Source organism: Paenibacillus sp. ClWae2A (genome assembly GCF_032452295.1).
In the GTDB taxonomy this organism is placed as follows: domain Bacteria; phylum Bacillota; class Bacilli; order Paenibacillales; family Paenibacillaceae; genus Paenibacillus.
The window spans coordinates 450,600-474,429 of sequence record NZ_JAULSQ010000003.1; the positions used below are offsets into that span (position 1 = coordinate 450,600).

Below are 23,830 nucleotides of genomic sequence, written 5' to 3' on the forward strand. Positions count from 1 at the left end.
GGACAGTCCTTTTTTTGCAGTTAACATAGCCCTTATTATGTCAGCCATGCTAATTTTTATTAAGTTTAGAACCAGTCATCTTTCATGCCATTGTCTCCTGTTGGATTCGTTACCACAGAAGTTTCACCGGCGTGCAGTGTGATCGTTTCAGTTTGTTCCACCGCCTGATCCACCCATTCTGACAGATGGCTCATTGTTGATTCTATTTTATCCACAATTCGAAGATTTGGATTGGTTGAAGGTGACTTTGGCACAAAGAGAGTACAGCAATCCTCATATGGCAAAATAGATATGTCATACGTTCCGATCTGTTTGGACAGGGTAATGATCTCCTGTTTGTCCATCATAACCAGTGGTCGCAACAGTGGCAGATCCGTCGCACGACCAATGACATTCATACTCGGAAGAGTCTGACTCGCTACTTGGCCTAGGCTATCCCCTGTGATCAGTGCTAGTGCCCGCTCACGCTCGGCAAGTTTGGATGCAATTCGCAGCATTGAACGTCGCATCAGCGTAATAATCAGATTGTCCTGACCCAGTTGGGTAAATGCCGTTTGAATCTCTGTAAATGGAACCAGATGCAACTTGATTGTTCCTGCATGATCAGCAAGGGCACGTGCCAAATCAATGACTTTCTCTTTGGCACGCTGGCTTGTGAACGGGTAACTGTAAAAATGTACACATTCCACTTCAAGTCCACGGCGCATGGAAGACCAGGCTGCAACCGGGCTGTCTATTCCACCTGATAGCAGTACCATCGCTTTTCCATTCGTGCCCAGTGGAAACCCGCCTACTGCCGGAATGGTTTCGTTGAAAATATAGGTGCCCTGATCCCGAATTTCCACTCGCAGCTCAATATCAGGCTCACGAACATCAACACTCAATTGCTGGAATTTTCGAAGGATCGGGGAACCGACCAAATGGTTCATTTCATGGGAAGAGTTCGGGAACTCTTTCCATACCCGCCTTACATTTACCTTAAATGTGGTGCCTTCCTTGAATTCGTCTTCCCTTTCGTCCATAAATGCAACTGCTGTTTTCACAATCTCATCAAGCTCGGATGGAGTAACTTTAACCGGACTAATCGACATCACACCAAATATCCGCTTCAGCACCTTAATTAGTTCAGTATGTGATTCACCGCCAAGATCCACATAGACACGGCCATATTCTTTGCGAAGGCTCGCTCCTGGGTAAGGTTTAAGCAAAGCTTTAACCTGTGTCATGATCGTTTTTTCAAATCGGGCACGATTCTTCCCTTTTAACATAAACTCTCCGAAACGGAGAAGCAGCATATCATATTTCATATCCATTACATCCGCCTTTCGAGGGGCCGCAACTGCGCCACCATCTGATGTAAAGCCTGTTCAAGCAAGGCTACATCTTTTTCTGTATGTTCATCTCCAAGACTAATACGCAATCCGCCACCAGCACAAGCTGCATCTCTGCCCATCGCAAGTAGAGCCCGACTCGGTTCAGCCGAACGCGAAGAACAGGCAGATTGGGTCGATATGGTTACGCCAAGTTGCTCCAAGGTGTGCAGCGCCACTTCTGACTTCATCCCAGGATAGGAGAAGTGCACAATATGAGGTGCACCCTCTGTGCGACTGTTCAATTCAAATTCAGGAATAATACGTATCGTTTCCATCAATCGATCACGGAGCACCGTTGTACGCCGGGCAAAATCAACCTGATCTTCTGCTGCCATTCGCATGGCCTTTGCCATGCCTACCAGCAAGGCCACGTTTTCTGTGCCTGCTCTTAGGCCCTGCTCCTGTGATCCTCCTGACAATAGTGGCGTAAGCTCCACTCCACTTCGTACATACAGGAGACCTGCCCCCTTCGGTCCACGAATCTTGTGAGCAGACAGACTGTACAGATCTGCACCCCAAGCGGCAGGTGTCGCCTCCATTTTCCCAAAGCCTTGAACGCCATCCACATGGAAAAGCACCCGTGGTGCTTTCTTTTTGAGCTGTTTGCCGATTTCTGCAATCGGATGGATGGCTCCTGTTTCATTGTTTACATGCATCAGACTCACAAGCACCGTGTCTGGCCTAATCGCGTCTACAACCTGCTGATCGTTGACCTCTCCATCAGAATTCACGGGAACTAATGTCACTTCCCATCCCCACTGCTGCAATTGCATAAAACTTTCGTACACAGAGGCATGCTCGGTAGCTGTTGTGATGATGTGTCTGCCTCGTGACTGATAACGTAAAGCCGCACCTTTTATCGCGAGATTATTGCTCTCGGTCGCACCGGAAGTAAATACAATCTCTTCAGGCTTAACACCGATTGCCGCAGCACATCCGGATCGAGCACGACGCAACAATTGATGAGCACGCTCTCCATACCCGTGAATGGAGGACGGATTACCGAATTGTGTCTCCATAATTTCGGCCATCGTACGAATCACATCGGGATGGGGAGGTGTGGTTGCAGCATAATCAAAATATTTCAAATGAGGTTAGACCTCCCTTTATCTCTTCGTTCATGAACCTACAGTGAGCATTGTAACACGATACCCATACAACACAAAAAGACCAACCGGGAACAGGCGTTTCAAGCGCTCCTGCTCCACATTTGATCTCATCCTGCCTATCGTGTGTTATCGCAAATGTCAATCTGTGAGTTTAGATCACATATTTCGACCGTGCATTCTCCACCTTGGAGATATAATTCTGTGTTTCGGAAGGCAGACGGTTAAGTACACTCATCAGTTCGCTATCACTCGACACGCCCAGACGTGAAACACGACCCGGTCCTGCATTATATGCGGCAAGCGCCATCTTCACTTCTCCACCGAAACGCTGGAGTTGAAGGGAAAGATACTTCGTACCCGCATCAATGTTCTGGGCAGGATCAAATGAATTACTCACACCCAGTCCTGCAGCCGTACCATCCATTAATTGCATAAGCCCCTTGGCACCGGCGGAGGACACGACATTTGGGTTAAAATTGGACTCTGTGTCAATGACCGCCTTGATCAATGATTCAGGAACACCGTATTTGGCACTTGCCTCGGCAATCAAAGATTCATAATCCGTAGGTACAGATGCACCGGAATCCACGATTCCTGTATTGGATGAAGATAATAAAGACTCAACGATGTTATTGGAGACAGAGGATGATCCTGCCGTATTTATATCCGGATTGTACGTGCTTCCGAGTTGCAGCCACAACAAACCATCACTGGATCTTTTGGAGACCGCAGCGGTGGAATCCGTATTGCTCGTTGAATTGGAACTCGTACCTAACAGCCCGTCCATCACATTGGCGAAATCCACTGTTGAACCAGCATCTGGCTGTGATCCACTGGTTTGATTATTCACATTGGACAATTGCAGTTCCAACAACTGCCGCGATCCGCTTGGATCAATCTGCATGAGTTATACCCACTCCCGTATAATTAAGCGTATTATGACCTTATTCTACATCCTTTTACAGAAAGGTTCCATTCTTTTCAAAAAAATATATGAATCTTCCCACTTAACCTGCGCATATACGAAAAAAAAAACCTTCTGTAGTTCACCACATTTGGGTGAGAACAGAAGGCTTTTGGATAAGCATTTTACACTCTAGCGAGCAAATGGAATCATGAAAAAATAACTCAGCGTGGCTACAATACCCAGTCCAATGGACCAAGCTCCCGCTGTTTTCCGTCCATTCACATACGCATAGTAACCCAGAACGGCTGCCGCTGGTCCAAGTACGATTGACCACATGAACAAGGAAGCTATTCCGAAGGCCAGCCCCATATAACCTGCGACCTTGCCTGTTGACTCCATAACACGGTCTGCCTCATGCTTCTCAGGTAAAGGTTCTGAACGTTCGATCCCTCCAGTTCTTACAACAGTCGGAGGAGCGACCTCTGCTCCATACTCTTCCCGATGTATTTTTCTAGGATAATCGACACGCATACGTTTTTTTTCACCTTCACCCTTGGTTTCAGGGCGATCAGTAGAATGAATGTTATTATCGTCATTTTTCATTTGGAAGCACCTCCGTTATGAATAGGAATGACTGCTCACTTGGGTTTGAACGTGTGACAGCAAGTTGCAGAGGATGTACGTGCATGATCATGGTGGTCCGAGTCAAATGTCTCACCGGCAAATTCCTCATGCAGACGACGGGTGGCATGTTGGTCAATGTCAATCATGATGGCATCAGCTTGGCAGAAGTTGTTTTCTCCCCAAAAGTTGCAGTTGGAGACGCTGCATTTGACAATTGGTTTGTCTTGGCTCATTTTTTATCACCTCGACTACTATTGTCTCCCCGCCACAAACCCGATATTCTCCGCCAAAATGCCAGATGATGACATGATCACACCTCGTCTGATTCTCACTAAAAACACAAAAAAACCGCCACAAGGGCGGTTTCGTCCAATTTCATATTAAGGTTTAAACGTTTTAATTAGGCGTGATTCCGTTGATTTTGCATACGGCGCTGAGTCAGGTAATCACTTTCATAATATGCCAGATCATCGCGCAATTCTTCGTACGTTTTGGAAACCTCCAGAATGACATCCCGTACTGCACGGATTGGCTTGTCACGAAAACGAATGGCATCTTGTCCTGTGTAAGCGTATCTTCCGTCTTCGGAATAACATTCATTTTTGGGATAGAAAAAGCTGTTTACGCATTGGTGATACGTATTATAAAGAGCCTTTTCGGCAAAATCGACATCAAAGTTGGCACGACGCAGCACAACGCCAAGTTTTTCGTAAGAAACTTCAGAAAAAACGAGCAAATGACGGAGATCTGAAAGAAATCCTTTGTAGAAGGCTGTTGATTCTTCCGTCTGATTCTGATCCAGTTCAGGCAAAGCATTCTCGTTCAAAAATTTTTCAATCCGATCGATAGCCGGTTTTAACTTTTCCCTAGTTGACTCACATGTTTTCTGTACATTGGCTGCTGACATAAAGGTAGCTCCCCCTTAAATAAGTCCTTACATATAGGTCGGCCAACGGTGGTTTTCCCCTGACCTTTGAATTCTCAGCTATAATCCTACCATAAAAAGATGACGAGCGGTATCCCTTAATCATTCTTTCCGCTTCTGCCGTTAAACATGCCTATTATACGCAGTCAAACTCGAACTCGCCTGCATAAAAATATCCGCTTTTTCTAACGATAGATATAACCAGTGACAACGATGAAGCACTGTTAATGATTGTCCAAAATGAACGAAGGAGGTTCCATCTACCATGTCCAGACCGAAATGGATTAACTGGGCCCTTGCAGCTGGTGCGGGAGCACTCGCCCTGACACTTCTGCTTCCAACATCCAATCGTCCCGAACAAAAGCCAAGTGCCCTGTCTGATTCTGCTCATGAAGAGCACACGAGTAAGCAGCGTCTAAAAGTGCAGGATGTCAAAGCAACCGATCTTCTGACCCGCATGGATGCAAAGCAACATCTCAGTATCATGCTGGAGAAAACCGCCACAATGAATGCTGCGCAGGTTAGCCGATATGTGAATGATCTCCAAAGTTCACATGAACATATCAGATCCATTCATCTCATGAATACCAATGTCTCTTTTAACAAGCCCTTTGATCAAGCTTCCACACAAGGAAGCAAGTTGGAACAACAGAAGCTTCAACACGCGCTCAACCTTGCCAAAAAAGCGGTAAACAAACGTCAAAGTTTCGAATCCTCTTCTTTTCCTTTGGGAAAAGAAAAATATTTTGTTATGGGGCAACCCTCGAAAGATGGCAAAAGAGCTGTGATTGCCTTGTTCAGCCAGAACGTATTAAATGCTGTTGAACAACATCAGCGCAAAAATCTGCGCATGATTCCTTATCCACGTGAGGGTAAATTCAAAATTGAGTCTGTTCACCCGGATACGCTTAACGAAATCACAGTGAAAACCGGACATGATAATGCCAATGCCAGTCATTTTTACGAAAATGAAATCGTCATCCGTTTTCGCCAGGATCCCGGTGAACGGGATATGCGTATCATTAAATCTGATCTAAGAGCGCAATCTGCGCGCAAGCTGGGATACACGTATGTTTTTCGATCAGAAAACATGAGTTACAAGCAATTGCATAGCTATTTCGAAAGCAAATGGAATCCACTCTATATGGAACCCCACTACATGTATTTAACCAATGATACCGTAACTGAACAATCAGATGTAACGATACCCAATGACATTTTGTTCTCCGATTATCAGTGGAATTTGCCTGCGATCGAGACGAACAGAGGCTGGAATATTACCAAGGGAAACAAGGATGTCATCGTTGCCGTGGTCGACACGGGGGTTGATATGAATCATCCTGACCTGAAGGGCAAGCTCCTTGAGGGCTATAATGTGGTTGAGCCGGGGAGCAAACCGATGGATGATGTGGGTCATGGCACACACGTCGCAGGCATTATCGGTGCTATTGTCAACAATAATGAAGGCGTGGCAGGCATGAGCTGGTACAACAAGGTACTTCCGGTTAAGGTACTCGACAACTCGGGTTCTGGTACCACGTATGCCGTTGCCGAAGGCATCATCTGGGCAGCCGATCATGGAGCCAAAGTTATCAACATGAGTCTGGGCAATTATGCCGATGCGCAATTTCTTCATGATGCCATTAAATACGCTTTTGACCGGGATATCGTCCTGATTGCAGCCACAGGGAATGATAATACGGAGCGTCCGGGATACCCTGCTGCCTATCCGGAAGTATTTGCCGTATCTGCTACGGACCCGGATATGAGCAAAGCTTCCTATTCCAACTACGGGGATTATGTGGATGTGATGGCTCCAGGGTCCAGTATCGCCAGTACCTATCCAAACAATCAGTATGCGGCATTGTCTGGAACGTCCATGGCTAGCCCCCATGTAGCCGCACTTGCAGGATTGATTCGTTCGTTGAACCCGGACTTGACCAACACGGAAGTGATGGATTTGATGCGCCAAAGTGTTATTGACCTCGGTGATCCGGGTCACGATAAGTATTTTGGCTATGGGCAAATCGATGTCTATAAGGCACTGCAAGCCGCATCAGGCAACAGTGCTCCTTTACAGTTCTGGCCGCAACATGTCAGACAACAAATGGATAATACGATGAAAAAGTATACCCAGTAATCGTAATAACTCTACTCAGTAAAAATACAAAAGCAGCTGCGCCCCGGGGCGTACGCTGCTCTTTTTTGGTTTATATCCAATTCCCCGGGGCACCCGCTGCGATTAGCGCTTGCGAGAAGATGTGCGGGCTTTACTTGATTTTTTCACGGATTTTTTCTTCGGATTATGGCTGGATACATAACAAGGGTCTTCTTCTTTGACAACAACAGGATACATGTGGTGATGAATCGGAACACAGTGATGTTTTTTGATCACTTCAATCGGGTGGATTACAGGCACGATTTGTGGGATGTAGTAATCCTCAACAACCTGGATCGGGTCACAGACAATCGGGCAAAGCGGTGGACAGTAATGGTTCATTTCAAAACCAACTCCCTTTCTGGTGATACTATAACCTATTGCAACAGATCGAAAGTGGATTGGATGTATGTCCATACTCCGAAAAATTATATGAGCGGTAGCCTGTCCGCCACTGTCCCACCCTGCCCAGGTGTAACTCTGTCAATGACTCCGCACAGTACACGAAGGCCTTCACACAAAAGCTCAACGTTTGTTACAGTGAAGCAGATACGCAGACTTGGTGTATCCATCTCCCCTACATAACAGGCGGAACCCGGCAGGAAAGAGACCCCTGCAGCAAGTGACTGATGATGCAACTCACGCATATCCAAGTTACTCGGAAGCTGGAGCCACAGATTGAGTCCTCCCTCCGGCAAGCGCCATTGCATGCCCGTAGTAGCATGCTCTTCCAGCACTTCAGATGCTGCGCACAAGCGAGAATACAATTCATCCCTCAATCGGGATACATAGGCACTGTACTGATTCTGAATAAAAGATTGCAACGCCTTTTGTGTAAGCAGCGGACTGCCCAAATCCGCCGTAGATTTCGCAGCCACAAGCCGGGTCAATACACTTCCGTCTGCGATGGCGCAGGCTATACGGCAACCGGGGGAGAGCACCTTGCTGAAGCTTTTGATATATACGACATGACCTGTCCCATCCATCGATTTAATGGACGCCGGAGGAGGGTCCCGAAAATAAAGATCTGCAAACGGATCATCCTCCAGAATGAGGCAGTGGTAACTTTGAGCGAGATTCAGAAGTTGTGCTCGTCTTCTCGCACTCATCGTAATACCTGTTGGATTGTGATAGGTCGGGATCGTATAGATCAGCTTGGGCGGATAGGTATCACATAACCGGGTCAACAGATCAATACGCATGCCTTCGTCATCCATTGGGACCGTAATGATCTTTGCACCTCTACTCGTAAATACATCAATGGCTCCGGTATAGCTTGGCGCCTCCATGTATACAACATCCCCAGGTCCGACAAAAGTCCGTGCTACAAGATCAATTCCCTGCTGAGCACCACTTGTAATTAACATGCGTTCAGGTGCCACCTGTAGTCCACGCTCGGCAAAATGTTCGGCGAAGATCTGTCTAAGCTCCCGATCTCCCTGAAAAGATCCATACGCGGCCATACGTTCTGTATGATCAGAGGAGAGTCGGTAGGCGCTGTCGATAATCTCGCGTGTAGGCAACAGTTCAGGCTGAATCGCTGACATATGAAGTTCATACCGCACTTGAGGTGACGTATCAAAATGTCTCCAGAGCTGCGCTCGCGGTAAATAGTCAACCAGTGCCATCTGCCAATTCCATGACGTACCAGATTCACTGTTGGCATTGTTTCGCTGCGTTCTGTCCACATCCTCCAACTGATCCACGTTCAATGTACCTCTCACATAACAACCTTTTCCCTGGGAGCAAGTGATCAATTGAATCGCTTCGAGTTCAGCATACGCTTTGGATACAGTGACCAGGCTGACACCCAAATCCGCGGTCATTTTACGAACAGAAGGAAGTCGGGTTCCAGGTTCAATGAGTCCAGATCTGATGCGATCGGCAATCGTTAGTGCAATCTGCACGTACAATTTGGTACTGCTTCCCCGCTTTAATTCAATATGCATGTGTGCTCCCCCAACTGTTATGATCTTCATTTTACTGTTATAGTGTAGTCCGTCTATTATAGTTTATAATATCAGTATAACAGTGAATAACAGGAGATGAGAATAACATGAGTATCCCTTGGTCCAAAATGGCACAAAACACCCCGTCCTCTGTCGTTCGCGACATGCTCCAGGCCGCTCAGGCACCTGGAATGATCTCACTAGCCGGTGGATTACCCGCCCAGACTTCATTCCCGCTGGAAGCCATCCGCGTCGCATATGAAAAAGTATTTATGAGCGGAGCAGCCGCTCTTCAATATGCGGAGACTGAGGGTTATCGTCCTCTTCGCGCCAAAATCGCCGAACGTCTTGAATCCAAGGGCATTCCCGCTTCACCCGATCACATGCTTCTCACTACGGGTTCACAGCAATCCATTGACTTGGTTTGCCGCATCCTTCTCGACCCGGGTGACCGCATATTGGTTGAATCACCAACCTACCTCGCTGCTCTGCAAGTCATTCATTCCTATCAGGCTGAATCTCACGGCGTAGCCTGTGATGATCACGGTATGTTGCCTGAATCTCTGGAAGAACAGCTCCAGTTGCATCGTCCAAAACTTGTCTACATTAACCCTACGTTCTCCAATCCTACGGGAAAAGTATGGTCGCGAGAAAGAAGACAGCAAGCTGTGGATCTGTGCCGCAAATACGGTGTACTCATTCTGGAAGATGATCCCTATGGTGAAATCCGGTTCAATCCGGAGCAATTGGATGTCCCTGCTCTCGCAGAACTGGATGCAGTATCCTATGACGGTCCTTCCAATGTTATCTACACCAGTACATTCTCCAAAACGGTAGCACCTGGCCTACGTACTGGCTGGATTCTGGCTGCTCCCGATATTGTCAAAATTGCAGCACGAGCCAAGCAAGGAGCGGACTTGCATTCCAGCAGTATCGACCAAAGAGCGCTTCATGCACTGCTTGAATCTTTCGATCTGGATGCGCATATTCGCCATATTTCGGAGGATTACGAACAACGCATGAAAACCCTGACCACACTCATGGCAGCCAAATCATGGGAAGGCATCTCTTGGAATTCACCACAAGGTGGCATGTTCTTGTGGCTGCAACTGCCTGAAGGCATGCTGGCAAGCAATCTGTTCACTTATGGTATCCAGGAGAAAGTGTGTATTGTCCCGGGTGATTCCTTCTATGCAGGTACACCAGAGTTAAACCGCATGCGAATCAACTTTACTCACACGGACCCTGAGCTTCTTCCTGAAGCCGTGGAAAGAATGGATCGCGCCATCCAACGCTGGCATGCTTCGTTAACATCGGACAGTGTTGTTACACTGTAATGAACTGTCATAAACGTTTCGCGACTCTTTAGCGTATGAAGGTTGAATAACTTGATATTGAGAAACAAAAATAAGGCGGCAGGCCCGAGAACCTCGGAACTGCCGCCTTATTTTATAGAACCTGTTATCAACAGGAGTTATGTTTTTTCAGATGTATGGGTCCTTCTGATCAGTCAGGCCATCGGTGAATCACACGGATTGTCCTCGACTGATAGGTGGACTACACTGTAATACTGTTGTTGCAGTTAGGAAAGCTTACCGTAAGCCGGGTTCTGTGCTCTTCGTGGTTCATACGGGAACTACCCTCCCACCAGAAGCGACAATCATCTATCTAGGCCATACATTGCTGCACAGCTCAAGCGACCAACCTAGACACACCTCGGGCTAAGGTTGCCTCCTCCGAAGAGGCGGCTGTGTCCCATTAGGTCTTGCTCCAGATGGGGTTTACCAGGAACGAAGTCACCAGCGTTCCTCGGGGTCTCTTACACCTCGGTTCCATCCTTACCTGTGCCGGAAAATCCGGCCATCGGCGGTCCATTTCTGTGGCACTATCCTTCAACTCGCGCTGACTGGACGTTATCCAGCATCCTGCCCTGTGGAGCCCGGACTTTCCTCTCGTGGCAACAAAGGCCACCAGCGATTGTCTGTCAAGCTTTCCGAACAACATTACATAGTATACAGGCATTTAGGTTCCCAGACAAGCTTAATATTACTGGGAACCACACAGCAACGATCTTTTTAGATAAATTGGAATACCTCCGTATTGACCTCTGAAGCTGTAACTTGCGTATCATATCGTTTCTCTTCCAAACGGGAACGAAGCCAATCCGCTGTTTTTGGTTTCATAATCTTCTCGGAATTATGTCCAGGGTCGATGATACACATACCTGCCATTAACGCATCATGTGCCGTGTGATAATCGATATCTCCAGTCACAATAACATCCGCACCTTTGAAGCGGGCGGTGAGCGCATAACGGCTGCCAGAGCCGCCAAGAACCGCTGCTTTTTTGATCTGCTTGTTCAGATCTCCTACGACACGCACATGAGGCACATTGAATTGGGTCTTCACGACCTCCACAAGCTCACCTAATGTCTTAGGTTCCTTAAGGGGTCCCAAGCGTCCCAAACCGAGCGTACGGCCCTTTAAATCCATTGCATAGAGGTCATAGGCGACTTCTTCATACGGGTGAGCCTTAAGCATCGCCTGAACGACCTTACTTCGCAGACTTTGGGGTACAATTGTCTCAATCCGCATTTCTTCCACACGTTCCATCTGCCCTTGGGTACCGATAAACGGTTGAGTCCCTTCACCAGGTACAAACGTTCCTGTACCTTCCGTGTTGAAGCTGCACTTGTTGTATTGACCGATACTCCCCGCTCCGGCTTCCAGAATGGCCTGAAGAACCTGCTCATGATGCGTACGAGGCACAAATACAGCCAGCTTGTACAAATGATCTGTGTGTACATCTTCCAGCGATTCTTTACTCTCGATGCCAAGTGCCTCGGCCATCCAGTCATTCATACCACCCTCGGCCACATCCAGGTTTGTATGACTGATATAGACAGCAATATCATGCTTAATCAGCTTTTCATACAATTTACCCACAGGTGTATCTGTACTCAGTGACTTAACCGGACGGAAAATGATGGCGTGATGAGCGATAATCAGGTTGGCACCGATGCGAATCGCTTCGTCCACCACTTCATCCGTCACATCCAAAGCAACTAACACGTGACTGATTTCTTTTTGCAAACTGCCGAGCTGGAGACCAATGCGGTCATCCGGTACAGCCAGATGTTTGGGAGCGAGGTGCTCCATCAGTTGAATTACAGTTTGACCTTTGGCAAACATGCCAAAACCTCCTTCAAGTTTGCGATAAGACGTTCTACCTCAGCCGCCTTGTCCCGGGAAGAATCCTGATCGGATTTGGAGATGGAGTTTACAACCCCTTGCAGTTTGATGATCTCACTTTCCCATTTGGCAAAGAATACATCCGTTGGACGATCCACCAAATATGGCCCCATCCGCAGCAGCAAATCTTCTGTCAATTCTACCCCGCCTTGAAGCGGACGCGCACGATACACCTCAACATTTGCAATCGGGCTTACGGATTGTGGCATCGCCGTTATAATCTCATAGATCTTGCCATCTTCTTCGAGCAACTGTTCAGCTACAACCACCCAGTGATGCTCCAGCAGCCAGCGTCTGAGGATATCTTCTCCCACATTTGGCTGCAAAATAAGTAACTGGACTCCATCCAGCTTGGATAAACCTCGGTCCAAAATAGAGGCAATCAGGGCACCGCCCATGCCTGCGATGGTGATGACATCCACTTCACCCGCAGAGATCACATCAAGTCCGTCTCCACGACGCACCGTGATTTTTTCTTTCAAGCTAGCATCGCTGACTTGTTTGCATGCAGCATCATAAGGGCCAGGATTGACTTCCCCGGCTACTGCACTTGCAGCTTTCCCACTGCGGATTGCGGCTACTGGAAGCAGCGCGTGGTCTGAACCGATATCAGCCATACGGCTGCCATCGGGAATTTGATCATGTATTCGCTGTAATCGATTCGAAAGTTTCATGAAGCACCTACACCATTCATTTAATTTATTGATTTGCATTGAACAAGGAAAAGCGATAAAATAAAATCCAATAAAACATTTCAAGGATGAATTTCCAAAACCAAGAAATCAAGACGTTAAAATTAAAAATAAAGGAGACCCCGCCGCCGCTAAAGCGTCTTGCGGAAAGTCTCCCGTAGTTCGATTATTCGAGGAAATCCTTGAGTCGTTTACTACGACTCGGGTGACGCAATTTACGAAGAGCCTTGGCTTCAATCTGACGAATACGCTCACGCGTAACACCGAATACCTTGCCAACTTCCTCTAGCGTTCTTGTCCGTCCATCGTCCAGACCAAAACGTAGACGAAGCACGTTCTCTTCACGTTCAGTCAGTGTATCCAACACATCTTCGAGCTGTTCTTTCAGCAACTCATACGCAGCAGCATCCGCCGGAGCAAGTGCTTCCTGATCCTCAATGAAGTCACCCAGATGGGAATCATCTTCCTCACCAATCGGTGTTTCCAGAGAAACCGGTTCCTGTGCAATCTTCGTAATTTCACGAACTTTCTCTACACTCAGATCCATCTCAGCAGCGATTTCTTCTGGTGTCGGTTCACGCCCAAGTTCCTGCAACAGCTGACGGGATACCCGGATCAGCTTATTAATCGTCTCCACCATGTGCACAGGGATACGAATTGTACGCGCCTGGTCAGCAATAGCACGAGTGATCGCTTGGCGAATCCACCATGTAGCATACGTACTGAACTTGTATCCTTTTTTGTGGTCGAACTTCTCAACCGCTTTGATCAGACCCATATTACCTTCCTGAATCAAATCAAGGAACAACATTCCACGTCCAACGTAACGCTTGGCGATACTGACTACAAGTCGAAGGTTCGCTTCAGCCAGACGACGCTTGGCTTCTTCATCCCCGTTCTCAATCCGTTTAGCCAGTTGTACTTCATCATCTGCCGACAACAGCGGCACACGACCAATTTCCTTGAGATACATACGGACAGGGTCATTGATTTTGATACCTGGCGGCAAGCTCAGATCATCATCAAAGTGGAATTCGTCCTCTCCCTCTCTGGTGTTGTTCTCGGAATCTTCACTAGGACGAAGTGTAACCTCTTCATCATTTTCATTCACTACATCGATACCCAGATCGCTCAGTTGCTCATAGAACTCATCCATTTGCTCTGCATCCTGCTCAAAAGGAGAGAGTTTCTCTATAATTTCCTTGTAATTCAGCGAAGCTCTTTTCTTACCTGATTCAATCAATTGATCTTTAACCTGATCCAGTGTCAATTCTGTTTCTAGTTCAGTATGCTGATCATTCGCCATAACTCGACTCCCTCCTCCCTAGAAACATCTAATCATCAGACGTTCACTATCTCTCTAGGGCAATCATTTCAATTGCAATCTGTGCCGCGCGTACAGAATCACCTGCCCGCTCTGCAGCAATCATTTCTTCTTTTTTCAAATCGTACTCTTTCTTACGTGGATACTTCAGCACTTCCCTGATGCAATCATCGAGCATTTGAATACTCCATTCACCTGGACCATCCATCATCGAGATTGAACTGACCGTTTTTTCCAAGCGATCGTCATGCAGTGAAGACATAAAACGGCTTGTATCCGACGGTTTACCTTGCGCATAGTAGGCATATAGATAAGCAGCAATAGCTGCATGATCATCCAAGTTAAAAGCTTCACCAAGATGCTCATTCACGTACTGGGCAGCCTCATCATCCTGCAACATCCAGGCAATCAGTTTGCGTTCAGCAGCGTGATAAGCCGGCAACAGATTGGGTGTAGGCACCTGCCTATTTTGTTGCCTACCATTATTCCACCTTTTCGGGTTATTATCCCCGTACTGGAGGTTATTTTTCATCGCCTCCCGTTCTTCATTACACTCCTGCTTCAATGTTTCGAAGGATACGTCCACTTCTGCAGCCAGTTCACGAAGATACACTTCCCTTTCTGTTGGAGAAGGTAAGGGAGCAATTAATTTTACTGCTTCTTTCGAATAGGCGATTTGTCCGCCACCCTCTAGCAGTATATGGCTTTTTTTTAAGTTTATAAGTTTAAATTTTGTAGTTGTCACGGCACCGTCCACAATCTGGTTTCGGAACCGTTCACCACCATGCTTCCGGATAAAATCATCCGGGTCAAGTCCCTCGGGAATGAGAGCCACTTTGACCTGCAATCCGGCTTCCTCAAGAATGGGGAAGTTTTTGAGTGCAGCAGCCTGTCCTGCTTTGTCGCCGTCATAACATATGATGACTTCGTCGCACATCCCTTTGAGCATCAGCGCCTGATTCTCGGTTAGCGCAGTACCCATTGCCGCTACACCATTCTGGATATCCTGATCCCATGCGGAGATGACATCACCATATCCCTCAAACAAGATGGCTTGTCTTTGTTTGCGAATTGCATTTTTGGCATGATGCAGATTATAGAGAACACGGCTTTTGTTAAATAACCGGGTTTCCGGTGAATTTAGATACTTCGGTTGCCCATCTCCCAATATGCGTCCTGCAAATGCAATTGGCTTACCGCTCCTACCATTAATGGGGAACATAATCCGGTCTCGGAATCGGTCCACATATCCCTGACCTTCATTTCGCGGTGACAGAAGTCCACCCTTTTCCATCTCTTCGAGCGGATAGTTACGTTTCTCGAGAAATTGTACCAGCGTGTCCCAACGGTTTGGTGCAAAACCAATCTGGAACTGATCGATCAACTTGTCGCCAAAACCTCTGGAGCGTAAATACTCCATGGCTGACTTGCCGTGCTCTGTATTTTTCAACAAAAAATGATACAGCTTCGCGGTAAGCTCATAAGCCTCCAACAGACGTTCAGTCTCTGGATTCACATGAGCAGATTCACGCCCTTGCCAGTCCCCCATAGAGATGTGACTTTCTTCCGCCATCGTCTTGACAGCCTCGGGAAAGGATAACCCTTCGATTTCCATCCTGAATTTGATGGCATTTCCACCCGTGCCGCAACCGTAGCAATAGAAAATTTGTTTCTCAGGTGTAACGGTGAACGAAGGCGTCTTCTCGGAATGAAAAGGACAGAGGCCTTTCATATACTTCCCCTGCTTGGTCAGATGCACAAATCGGCTCACCGTATCGACAATATCATTCTGCTGTAACACCGATTCAATAATACTTTCGGGTATACCGCCTTGTCCGGTACTCATCTCTGGCCACCTTCATCTCTTCAACACGTAAATATAATTCGATAAACTTACACATTCTCCTGCAAATCTTTTAAAAGTTTTGTCAGTTTATGTTGAAACATTTCTCGATCCTGCTCTGTGAAAGGCTTTGGGCCTTTCCCGTAATGGCCTCTTTTTCGTGCTTTGGCCGCAGTATGACGAGAATCCAACATGAAATCAATGTCACGATCGTTAAACTCACGACCACGAAAGGATAAAACATAACAACGTTTGCCGAGCGCAAGTGCCGCAAGTCCATAGTCCTGAGTGATAACCACATCGTATGGCTTAATATGATTAGCAATGTAGAGGTCTGCGCTCTGATCACTGCGATCCACTTGCACGGTACGCACCCCTTCTCCTCCTTGAAGCAAATGATCAAATGAAGAGACTAACAGTACAGGGATGTTGAAAAGGCGAGCGGTTTGCGCAATCTCGGTTTTGACCGGGCAAGCATCACCATCCACAACAATATGACGTATATTTAACTCACTCAAACCCAGACCACCCGGTTTCATAAAATAGCTGCATATTGTAATATACGACCCCGGCCAGGCAAAATCCTTCTAGCACAACAAGGGAAATCAACGGCTAAAATACGGAGCGGTTGTCAAAAATACATTTCACAACCCGTTCCGTATATTTATACCCTCATATATCCTTCTTTAATACTGAATTTTAGCTTTGCTCCAAGTCTGTGGAAAAGGACTCATGAAATACGCCCAATTACCATACCAACTTGGAAAAATCAGCAAATCCTTTCAAGTCACGATCAATAGCCGCGAGCAAGGCAAGTCGATTCGCCCGAACTGCTTCATCTTCAGCCATAACCATGACCGAATCGAAGAATGAGGTAATACCATCTTTCCAGGCAGATGCAATAGCCAGAGCTTCAGCAGCATGATGCTGAGTCAACGCCTGACGATATTCTGCATTCGTTTTGCTCCATGCCTCGTGTAGCTGACGCTCTCCATCTTCTGTGAACAGTTCAGGATGTACAGAAGCATTGGATGCTTTGGCAGCCAGATTGCCTACACGGTTGAACGATTCAACCGTTGTTTTGAATGCGTCTCCTGTCTGAACAGCCGCCATCAACGCTTCACCTTTTGGAACAATAGCGCTGATATCATCGAATCCGGAAGAAATTACGGCATCCACTACGTCGTAGCGAACTGTTTCGGACAACAATTTTTTCACACGAAGACCAAAGAAGTCTTGCAGATCTTTACGAATCTCTTCATCCGCACGTTTCAACAGGTTCATCTGGGCATGAACTTGAAGTGCCACTCCGAACACATCTGACAATGTCAGCGGAAGCTTGTGATCCAGCAAAATCTGTACAATACCTGCAGCCTGACGACGCAGCGCGTACGGATCCTGAGAACCCGTTGGGATAATGTTAATGGAGAAGCAACCCACGATTGTATCCATTTTGTCCGCAGCACTCACAATGGCACCGACAAGAGAAGCAGGGGATTGATCTCCAGCGAAACGTGGCTGATAGTGTTCAAATACCGCTTTAGCTACCTCTTCTTTTTCGCCGGCTTTACGAGCGTAATCTTCACCCATCACACCTTGCAGTTCCGGGAATTCACCCACCATCAGTGTCACCAGATCGAATTTGCAAATATCTGCTGAGCGGCTAACGGATTCGGCAACATCGCCGGACACTTGCAGTTTGGCAGCAATTCCATCGGCAATCTTGCGAATACGGCGTACTTTATCTCCAACCGTTCCCAGCTCTTCCTGGAAGACGATACTTTCCAGCTTCGATAATGCATCCTTAATTTGTAGCTTCTGGTCTTCCTCATAGAAGAACTTGGCATCAGACAGACGTGCACGCAGTACTTTTTCATTCCCTTTTGCAATAACGTCCAGTGAATCACTTCCACCGTTACGTACCGTCACGAAGAATGGCAACAATTGTCCTTCATTGTCCAATACAGGGAAATAACGCTGATGCTCACGCATGGAAGTAATCAATACTTCTTGTGGAATATTCAAGAATGCAGAGTCGAATGTCCCGAATAATACGGTAGGTGTTTCCACCAGGAACAGGACTTCCTCCAGCAAATCTTCCTTAATCGCAATATCCCATTTTTTCTCAGCAGCCAATGCCTGAATCTGGGATACAATCATCTGTTCACGTTCCTGGATATCTGCAATGACATGTTCTGCACGCAACACTTCCACGTACGAAGACGGATTGGTGATCACGGCCTCCTTGCCGAGGAAACGGTGTCCACGAGTTACATTACCCGACTTGACACCTGTTACTTCCAGATCGATGACATCACTGCCGAGCATAGCCACAATCCAGCGGATCGGACGAACAAATTTGAAATCATAGGAAGCCCAACGCATGAATTTCGGGAACGTCATGGCATGTAATACAGAAAGTAATCCTTCGCCAATTACAGAAGCCGTTTCCACACCTTTGCTGCTCTTCGTTGCATAGATATATTCGACACCGTTCAGTTCCTTGAACGTGAACTGGTCCGGTTCGACACCTTGACTGCGGGCGAATCCGAGTGCAGCCTTGCTCCAATTGCCACTGTCGTCCAGTGCAATTTTGCGTGAAGGACCTTTCACTTCTTCCTCGATATCTTCCTGCTTTTCAGCCACATTCTGAATCAAAACAGCCAGACGGCGCGGTGTGGCATACGCATTCACTTCACCATAAGCAATGCGGGATGCGTCAAGCCATTTCACGACACGTTCTTGCAACTGTGCGATTGCTGCGCGCATGAAACGTGCAGGTACTTCTTCCAGTCCGATTTCAAACAACAGATCCTTAGACATGCTCGGCTCCCCCTTTCTTGATCAGCGGGAAGCCTAGCTTCTCACGCTCTTCCATATATGTTGCAGCGACTTGGCGAGCCAGATTACGTACACGTGTGATGTAACCCGTACGTTCCGTTACACTGATGGCTCCACGTGCATCCAACAGGTTGAACGTGTGGGAACATTTCAGCACATAGTCATATGCCGGGAATACTAGATGCTGCGCCATGGCCTTGTTTGCTTCTTCTTCATGCATGTTGAAGAGTGTAAACAGCATTTTGACATCAGATACTTCAAACGTATATTTAGAGTGTTCGAATTCTGGCTGACGGAATACATCACCATAAGTGATACCTTCAACCCATTCCAGATCAAACACATTCTCTTTATCCTGAATGTAAGAAGCCAAACGCTCCATACCATACGTAATTTCAACAGCTACCGGATTTGTCTCGATTCCACCAACCTGTTGGAAATACGTAAATTGCGTAATTTCCATTCCGTCCAACCATACTTCCCAACCAAGACCTGCACAACCAAGGGAAGGATTCTCCCAGTTATCTTCGACAAACCGAATATCATGTTTGAGCGGATCAATACCCAGACGCTTTAGACTTTCCAGGTAAATTTCCTGAATATTGTCCGGAGAAGGCTTGATGATCACCTGGAACTGATGATGCTGGTACAGCCGGTTAGGGTTCTCACCATAACGTCCGTCCGAAGGACGACGGGAAGGCTCCACATAAGCCACTTTCCAAGGTTCGGGTCCAAGCGAACGTAAAAAGGTCATGGGGTTCATCGTACCTGCCCCTTTTTCCGTATCGTATGGCTGGACAATAATACAGTTATGCTCGGCCCAGAATTGTTGCAGCGTTAGAATCATCTGCTGAAAATTCATAATCATGCTCCTTTTCAATGGTTTGTTAGCAAGCTTAGAACGGTGCAGACAACAATAAATAGCCCCCGTCCTACGCCTGTTGTACAGACGTAGGGACGAGAGCTATTCCCGCGGTTCCACCCTACTTGGCTTGGATCAAACAGGATGATCCTGTTCGTTCCAGCCCACTTTTCCGTGTCCATTCATGCTCCCGAGTGCCGTTTCAAAGACCGATTCAACCAGGCTTCCACCATCCCCGGCTCGCTCATTCATGATTACCAAGTGTTATACAACAACTTGTCTTCATAAATGCAATAAATCCATTCTTTTACTTTCTCGTTCAATGCATGTCTCATAAAGAGAAATTATATTTCATAATATATAAAATCTAGTATGAAGTCAAGATATAGTTTCGCTTCCACCAAAACGCCTCAAATCCCGTACTTCTCCATCTGATCGAGGAAAGAACGGGATTTAAGATTCAGACCAAGCTGATGATCCATAAAAGCACGCATCAGCTTTTTGATCTCATCACGGGTAGACTCACTCACTGATATATTCCCCAAGCGCTGCAGATCCAACTGCGCGAACAAACGTAATAATTTCAGAGCCTTTGGACTTACTGACATCGCTGGAGGATCGAAATGTTTGCATGCACGACACAAGACGCCACCAAGTCTGGGACTTATAAATAACTGCTCATCTGGTCGCTCCTGGTTGCAAGAGATGCACTCATCGAACTGTGGACCATATCCGGATGCCTGTAATATTTTCATTTCGTACAGACTTGTAATAACAACCGGATCTTTCTCTTCCTTTAACGCCTGCAAACACGCCTTTAACTGTTTGAACCAAAATGTACCTGTCTCTTCATCCTGAAGCACCCGATCCAATAGTTCACACGCATAAGAGGCATAAGAGGCCTTGACCAGATCTTCACGCAACTCATGATAGGATTCAACAATTTCTCCAGCGTTCAGTGTACCTAGACCTGTATTGCGAAAATATACATATTGACCATACGTAAACGGCTGCACCAGTGCAGCATGTCGGCTCTTGGGCTTTTTGGCACCGCGGACGAGTACCCCTACTTTCCCGCCGCTTTCGGTGCAAAGCGTAATGATTTTGTTCCCTTCGCCGTAGTCCATGCTGCGGATGACAATCCCTTCCACCCTGTATAGCATGCCTCGTCACCTAACCATTCCCGAATCAGCCAGTTATCCTTCGGCTTCTTCATCTTCAATCACTTCCCTTGCATTATCCGACTCCTGTCCTAACGAGTTACACGCCTCGGTATATAACAAATAGGACTCCACATCCCCCGTCATCGCAAAAACCTTCCACGAAAAATCTCGCATCGGAATTTCATCCTCTCTTCGGAAATGACGTCTGCATCTACCAAATAGGATGGAGTCTTGCAAGGTAAACTATGTGTTGCAATTACTGGATACAATTCCGACGATCAGTCACGGCCAAAGCCAAGGTCACGCAGAACTCGATCCTGATTTCTCCAGTCTTTTTTCACTTTAACCCACAGGTCCATGAAAATTTTGGAGCCGAGCAAGTTCTGAATGTCGTGTCGAGCTCGTTTACCCACTTCTTTCAGAAGGGCACCTTGCTTCCCGATAATGATTCCTTTTTGGGAATCCCGTTCCACAAAAATGACGGCTGAGATATAAACGACACCGTTATCCTGTACTTTCATATCTTCGATCGTTACAGCAATGGAGTGAGGCACTTCTTCACGAGTCATTTGCAGAATTTTCTCACGAATCAACTCGGCACATACAAACTGCTCCGGATGGTCAGTAACCTGGTCATCAGGATAGTACTGTGGACCTTCTGGCAAATACTTGCCGAGCTGTTCCAGCAACGTGCTGACATTGCTGCCAAGCATGGCAGAGACAGGAACGATTTCAGCGAAATCGTGAAGCTTGCGATACGTCTCAATCAGTGGCAGCAGCGCTTCCGGCTCAATTTTGTCAATTTTATTCATAACGAGAATGACAGGTGTACGGATATTTTTCAACTGTTCCGCAATATAACGGTCACCGCCACCCATACCTTCCGAAGCGTCAATCAGGAACAGTGCTGCTTCTACTTCTCCGAGCGTATTCAGAGCAGTCTGGTTCATGTAATCGCCAAGTTTGGATTGACGTTTGTGAATACCCGGTGTGTCCAGGAAGACGATTTGCTGATGTTCGGATGTATACACACCATGAATTTTATTACGTGTAGTTTGCGGCTTGTCCGACATAATCGCAATTTTCTGTCCGATCACTTGGTTCATCAGTGTGGATTTACCTACGTTTGGACGTCCAATAATGGCTACAAAACCGGATTTGAATGCTTGTTTTTTCATATGTTCCTCCTCAGGCGCCTAGGCCTGGAATATTGGTTTATTTTTTGGCAGAATTCAGATCAGAAGGCCCAAAAGCCCAAGGTAACAGTTCAGCAACGGTGGTCTCTTGCAGATCACCTTTCAAGTTCCCCAAGATAACTTTCATATCCGGTTCACACAGCTCGTACATCACCTGACGACATACACCACATGGAGCAATCGGACCATCCGTGTCTCCCACAATGGCAATCGCTGTGAAGCTGCGAGGCTTCTGCCCACCTGCAATGGCACTGAACATCGCTGTACGCTCAGCACAGTTACCTGGGGTATACGCAGCATTCTCAATATTACAACCATGATGCACATGCCCTTCACTGTCAAGCAAAGCCGCGCCTACACCAAAATGGGAGTAAGGCGTATACGCCTTCGTACGTGCCTTAATTGCTTCTTGCATTAACAAACCGTTATCCATCATTATTCTCTCCCTTAGGGTGCAATATAAAGTTACTCCTACGAATTAAGTTCAACCAAAAGCCAAATTTACACTAGCCACTCCGAGTCCAGAATAACCCTTCGATCGCTGTTATCCCCAGATTTTTTGATTCACTTTTTCAATGTGAAAATCCGGGGATAAAGGCGAACGCTTCGCTTCTACAGGTTTATTTCTGTCCTCTTCGTTATCGTGTAATGTCTACAAGTTCAACTTAAAAAAGGTCTAACTTCACAAATTTGTGTAGTATTAAAATCAAATCAAAACAAGGTTAAAACAAAATCAGTACAAACCCAGCCAGCTCATCACCGGCTTAATGAAAACGATACAACCGATGATGACGGCGAATACCGCAGCCAGCAGAACTGCCCCGGCCGCGGTATCCTTCGCCGCTTTTGCCAGCGGATGGATATGGGGGTGTGCCAAGTCAACAGCTGCTTCTACAGCCGTGTTCATCAATTCAGTCACTAGGACCAAAAAGACAGCGGTCAACACAAACATCCAATCCGTTCTTGAGATTCTGAAAAAAAATCCGGCTACACACATCAAAATAGCCACTCCCGTGTGAACTCTCACATTACGCTGAGTCCGCAACCCATATGCGATTCCTTCCGCAGCATTGCGGAATACCAGACCCCAGGAGCGTCTTTTCATTATCGTGTCAACCCGGCCTGGGCCAATACCGCTTCTTGTTTGCCCATCATTTCAGCCTCACTTGCTTCATCCTGATGGTCGTATCCGAGCAGGTGCAAGAAACCATGGACAAATAGAAAACCAAGTTCACGTTCAAATGAGTGTCCATACTCTTCACTTTGCAGGATGGTCCGTGGTACGGAAATGATGATGTCTCCAAGAACATCCGGCATTTCTTCCATTTCTTCATCTTCGTCAAGCTCATAGATAATATCGAGCTCTTCATCCACCGTCTCGTTCATTGCAAAAGACAGTACATCCGTAGGACGGTCAATGCCGCGATAATCACGGTTCAACTCATGGATCTGTTCATCGTTCACAAAAGTCAGAGCCACTTCCCCGTCTGCAACACCTTCCGCTTCTCCGGCAAGATTCAGCAATTGTTCCAGCATTGCAATCATTGGTTCTGTAATTTCTTTATCCTCTTGTTCATTATTCCATGCCAGATTAAGACTCATTCTTTCATAAC

Annotated in this window: 23 protein-coding genes and 1 other RNA gene; 2 read left to right on the forward strand and 22 right to left on the reverse strand. The window is 46.8% G+C overall.

Annotated features, from left to right (window positions below):
- Positions 1 to 65 precede the first annotated feature (65 nt).
- From thiI to QVE09_RS13305, 6 genes are all read right to left on the reverse strand, one after another.
- Positions 66 to 1,307, reverse strand: a complete 1,242-nt coding sequence (thiI, locus tag QVE09_RS13280) for a tRNA uracil 4-sulfurtransferase ThiI (protein WP_315937373.1) — start codon at positions 1,305 to 1,307, stop codon at positions 66 to 68.
- 5 nt (positions 1,308 to 1,312) lie between these two features.
- Positions 1,313 to 2,461 carry a cysteine desulfurase family protein gene (locus QVE09_RS13285; protein ID WP_315937144.1) on the reverse strand — a complete coding sequence of 383 codons (1,149 nt, stop codon included), beginning with the start codon at positions 2,459 to 2,461 and terminating at the stop codon, positions 1,313 to 1,315.
- 172 nt (positions 2,462 to 2,633) lie between these two features.
- Positions 2,634 to 3,386 carry a lytic transglycosylase domain-containing protein gene (locus QVE09_RS13290; protein ID WP_315937145.1) on the reverse strand — a complete coding sequence of 251 codons (753 nt, stop codon included), beginning with the start codon at positions 3,384 to 3,386 and terminating at the stop codon, positions 2,634 to 2,636.
- A gap of 192 nt (positions 3,387 to 3,578) precedes the next feature.
- Positions 3,579 to 3,992 carry a hypothetical protein gene (locus QVE09_RS13295; RefSeq protein WP_315937146.1) on the reverse strand — a complete coding sequence of 138 codons (414 nt, stop codon included), beginning with the start codon at positions 3,990 to 3,992 and terminating at the stop codon, positions 3,579 to 3,581.
- A 35-nt stretch (positions 3,993 to 4,027) separates the two neighbouring features.
- Positions 4,028 to 4,246 (reverse strand): DUF1540 domain-containing protein, encoded by a 219-nt coding sequence (locus QVE09_RS13300; protein ID WP_076211597.1) that lies wholly within the window; start codon positions 4,244 to 4,246, stop codon positions 4,028 to 4,030.
- A 167-nt stretch (positions 4,247 to 4,413) separates the two neighbouring features.
- Positions 4,414 to 4,920, reverse strand: a complete 507-nt coding sequence (locus tag QVE09_RS13305) for a YpuI family protein (protein WP_062835484.1) — start codon at positions 4,918 to 4,920, stop codon at positions 4,414 to 4,416.
- A 283-nt stretch (positions 4,921 to 5,203) separates the two neighbouring features.
- Between QVE09_RS13305 and QVE09_RS13310 the strand changes: the two genes are divergently transcribed.
- Positions 5,204 to 7,078 carry a S8 family peptidase gene (locus QVE09_RS13310; RefSeq protein WP_315937147.1) on the forward strand — a complete coding sequence of 625 codons (1,875 nt, stop codon included), beginning with the start codon at positions 5,204 to 5,206 and terminating at the stop codon, positions 7,076 to 7,078.
- A gap of 102 nt (positions 7,079 to 7,180) precedes the next feature.
- Here the strand turns inward: QVE09_RS13310 and QVE09_RS13315 are convergent, their stop codons facing one another.
- Positions 7,181 to 7,438 carry a hypothetical protein gene (locus QVE09_RS13315; RefSeq protein WP_076211601.1) on the reverse strand — a complete coding sequence of 86 codons (258 nt, stop codon included), beginning with the start codon at positions 7,436 to 7,438 and terminating at the stop codon, positions 7,181 to 7,183.
- An 86-nt stretch (positions 7,439 to 7,524) separates the two neighbouring features.
- Entirely contained in the window at positions 7,525 to 9,045 is a 1,521-nt protein-coding gene (pdxR, locus tag QVE09_RS13320; RefSeq protein WP_315937148.1) for a MocR-like pyridoxine biosynthesis transcription factor PdxR, read from the reverse strand.
- 107 nt (positions 9,046 to 9,152) lie between these two features.
- Between pdxR and QVE09_RS13325 the strand changes: the two genes are divergently transcribed.
- The gene (locus QVE09_RS13325; protein WP_315937149.1) at positions 9,153 to 10,382 is read left to right on the forward strand and encodes an aminotransferase-like domain-containing protein; all 1,230 of its coding nucleotides are present in this window, start codon (positions 9,153 to 9,155) and stop codon (positions 10,380 to 10,382) included.
- A gap of 246 nt (positions 10,383 to 10,628) precedes the next feature.
- On the opposite strand, the gene rnpB is transcribed toward QVE09_RS13325, so the two are convergent.
- From rnpB to ybeY, 14 genes are all read right to left on the reverse strand, one after another.
- Positions 10,629 to 11,038: RNase P RNA component class A (rnpB, locus tag QVE09_RS13330), an RNA gene on the reverse strand.
- An 82-nt stretch (positions 11,039 to 11,120) separates the two neighbouring features.
- Positions 11,121 to 12,236 carry a Nif3-like dinuclear metal center hexameric protein gene (locus QVE09_RS13335; RefSeq protein WP_315937150.1) on the reverse strand — a complete coding sequence of 372 codons (1,116 nt, stop codon included), beginning with the start codon at positions 12,234 to 12,236 and terminating at the stop codon, positions 11,121 to 11,123.
- A complete protein-coding gene (locus tag QVE09_RS13340; protein ID WP_315937151.1) occupies positions 12,212 to 12,970 on the reverse strand; it encodes a tRNA (adenine(22)-N(1))-methyltransferase in 759 nt (252 codons plus the stop codon). Before QVE09_RS13340 ends, QVE09_RS13335 begins: the two co-directional genes overlap by 25 nt.
- A 184-nt stretch (positions 12,971 to 13,154) precedes the next feature.
- Entirely contained in the window at positions 13,155 to 14,294 is a 1,140-nt protein-coding gene (gene rpoD / locus QVE09_RS13345; RefSeq protein ID WP_062835490.1) for an RNA polymerase sigma factor RpoD, read from the reverse strand.
- 46 nt (positions 14,295 to 14,340) lie between these two features.
- Entirely contained in the window at positions 14,341 to 16,158 is a 1,818-nt protein-coding gene (gene dnaG, locus QVE09_RS13350; protein ID WP_315937152.1) for a DNA primase, read from the reverse strand.
- Between the two features lie 47 nt (positions 16,159 to 16,205).
- Positions 16,206 to 16,673 carry a YaiI/YqxD family protein gene (locus QVE09_RS13355; RefSeq protein WP_017687254.1) on the reverse strand — a complete coding sequence of 156 codons (468 nt, stop codon included), beginning with the start codon at positions 16,671 to 16,673 and terminating at the stop codon, positions 16,206 to 16,208.
- Positions 16,674 to 16,902: 229 nt separating this feature from the next.
- Entirely contained in the window at positions 16,903 to 18,978 is a 2,076-nt protein-coding gene (glyS, locus tag QVE09_RS13360; RefSeq protein WP_315937153.1) for a glycine--tRNA ligase subunit beta, read from the reverse strand.
- Complete coding sequence (glyQ, locus tag QVE09_RS13365) at positions 18,971 to 19,858, reverse strand: glycine--tRNA ligase subunit alpha (RefSeq protein ID WP_017687252.1); 888 nt, start codon at positions 19,856 to 19,858, stop codon at positions 18,971 to 18,973. Before glyQ ends, glyS begins: the two co-directional genes overlap by 8 nt.
- 410 nt (positions 19,859 to 20,268) lie before the next feature.
- On the reverse strand, positions 20,269 to 21,021 hold the full coding sequence (gene recO, locus QVE09_RS13370; RefSeq protein ID WP_047843778.1) for a DNA repair protein RecO: 753 nt from the start codon (positions 21,019 to 21,021) through the stop codon (positions 20,269 to 20,271).
- A gap of 33 nt (positions 21,022 to 21,054) precedes the next feature.
- On the reverse strand, positions 21,055 to 21,195 hold the full coding sequence (locus tag QVE09_RS13375) for a YqzL family protein (protein ID WP_074095877.1): 141 nt from the start codon (positions 21,193 to 21,195) through the stop codon (positions 21,055 to 21,057).
- Between the two features lie 104 nt (positions 21,196 to 21,299).
- Complete coding sequence (gene era, locus QVE09_RS13380; protein ID WP_076211614.1) at positions 21,300 to 22,199, reverse strand: GTPase Era; 900 nt, start codon at positions 22,197 to 22,199, stop codon at positions 21,300 to 21,302.
- 37 nt (positions 22,200 to 22,236) lie between these two features.
- Positions 22,237 to 22,650 carry a cytidine deaminase gene (locus tag QVE09_RS13385; protein WP_036615035.1) on the reverse strand — a complete coding sequence of 138 codons (414 nt, stop codon included), beginning with the start codon at positions 22,648 to 22,650 and terminating at the stop codon, positions 22,237 to 22,239.
- Between the two features lie 300 nt (positions 22,651 to 22,950).
- Complete coding sequence (locus tag QVE09_RS13390; protein ID WP_017687246.1) at positions 22,951 to 23,322, reverse strand: diacylglycerol kinase family protein; 372 nt, start codon at positions 23,320 to 23,322, stop codon at positions 22,951 to 22,953.
- Entirely contained in the window at positions 23,322 to 23,819 is a 498-nt protein-coding gene (gene ybeY / locus QVE09_RS13395; protein WP_315937154.1) for an rRNA maturation RNase YbeY, read from the reverse strand. Before ybeY ends, QVE09_RS13390 begins: the two co-directional genes overlap by 1 nt.
- Positions 23,820 to 23,830 lie beyond the last annotated feature (11 nt).

What these genes read in the sequence shown, in the direction of transcription:
- thiI (WP_315937373.1), bottom strand. Translation starts at nt 1,307, where the DNA reads ATGAAATATGATATGCTGCTTCTCCGTTTCGGAGAGTTTATGTTAAAA.
- QVE09_RS13290 (WP_315937145.1), bottom strand. Translation starts at nt 3,386, where the DNA reads ATGCAGATTGATCCAAGCGGATCGCGGCAGTTGTTGGAACTGCAATTG.
- QVE09_RS13295 (WP_315937146.1), bottom strand. Translation starts at nt 3,992, where the DNA reads ATGAAAAATGACGATAATAACATTCATTCTACTGATCGCCCTGAAACC.
- QVE09_RS13300 (WP_076211597.1), bottom strand. Translation starts at nt 4,246, where the DNA reads ATGAGCCAAGACAAACCAATTGTCAAATGCAGCGTCTCCAACTGCAAC.
- QVE09_RS13305 (WP_062835484.1), bottom strand. Translation starts at nt 4,920, where the DNA reads ATGTCAGCAGCCAATGTACAGAAAACATGTGAGTCAACTAGGGAAAAG.
- QVE09_RS13310 (WP_315937147.1), top strand. Translation starts at nt 5,204, where the DNA reads ATGTCCAGACCGAAATGGATTAACTGGGCCCTTGCAGCTGGTGCGGGA.
- QVE09_RS13315 (WP_076211601.1), bottom strand. Translation starts at nt 7,438, where the DNA reads ATGAACCATTACTGTCCACCGCTTTGCCCGATTGTCTGTGACCCGATC.
- pdxR (WP_315937148.1), bottom strand. Translation starts at nt 9,045, where the DNA reads ATGCATATTGAATTAAAGCGGGGAAGCAGTACCAAATTGTACGTGCAG.
- QVE09_RS13325 (WP_315937149.1), top strand. Translation starts at nt 9,153, where the DNA reads ATGAGTATCCCTTGGTCCAAAATGGCACAAAACACCCCGTCCTCTGTC.
- QVE09_RS13335 (WP_315937150.1), bottom strand. Translation starts at nt 12,236, where the DNA reads ATGTTTGCCAAAGGTCAAACTGTAATTCAACTGATGGAGCACCTCGCT.
- QVE09_RS13340 (WP_315937151.1), bottom strand. Translation starts at nt 12,970, where the DNA reads ATGAAACTTTCGAATCGATTACAGCGAATACATGATCAAATTCCCGAT.
- rpoD (WP_062835490.1), bottom strand. Translation starts at nt 14,294, where the DNA reads ATGGCGAATGATCAGCATACTGAACTAGAAACAGAATTGACACTGGAT.
- dnaG (WP_315937152.1), bottom strand. Translation starts at nt 16,158, where the DNA reads ATGAGTACCGGACAAGGCGGTATACCCGAAAGTATTATTGAATCGGTG.
- glyS (WP_315937153.1), bottom strand. Translation starts at nt 18,978, where the DNA reads ATGTCTAAGGATCTGTTGTTTGAAATCGGACTGGAAGAAGTACCTGCA.
- glyQ (WP_017687252.1), bottom strand. Translation starts at nt 19,858, where the DNA reads ATGAATTTTCAGCAGATGATTCTAACGCTGCAACAATTCTGGGCCGAG.
- recO (WP_047843778.1), bottom strand. Translation starts at nt 21,021, where the DNA reads ATGCTATACAGGGTGGAAGGGATTGTCATCCGCAGCATGGACTACGGC.
- QVE09_RS13375 (WP_074095877.1), bottom strand. Translation starts at nt 21,195, where the DNA reads ATGCGAGATTTTTCGTGGAAGGTTTTTGCGATGACGGGGGATGTGGAG.
- era (WP_076211614.1), bottom strand. Translation starts at nt 22,199, where the DNA reads ATGAAAAAACAAGCATTCAAATCCGGTTTTGTAGCCATTATTGGACGT.
- QVE09_RS13385 (WP_036615035.1), bottom strand. Translation starts at nt 22,650, where the DNA reads ATGGATAACGGTTTGTTAATGCAAGAAGCAATTAAGGCACGTACGAAG.
- QVE09_RS13390 (WP_017687246.1), bottom strand. Translation starts at nt 23,322, where the DNA reads ATGAAAAGACGCTCCTGGGGTCTGGTATTCCGCAATGCTGCGGAAGGA.
- ybeY (WP_315937154.1), bottom strand. Translation starts at nt 23,819, where the DNA reads ATGAGTCTTAATCTGGCATGGAATAATGAACAAGAGGATAAAGAAATT.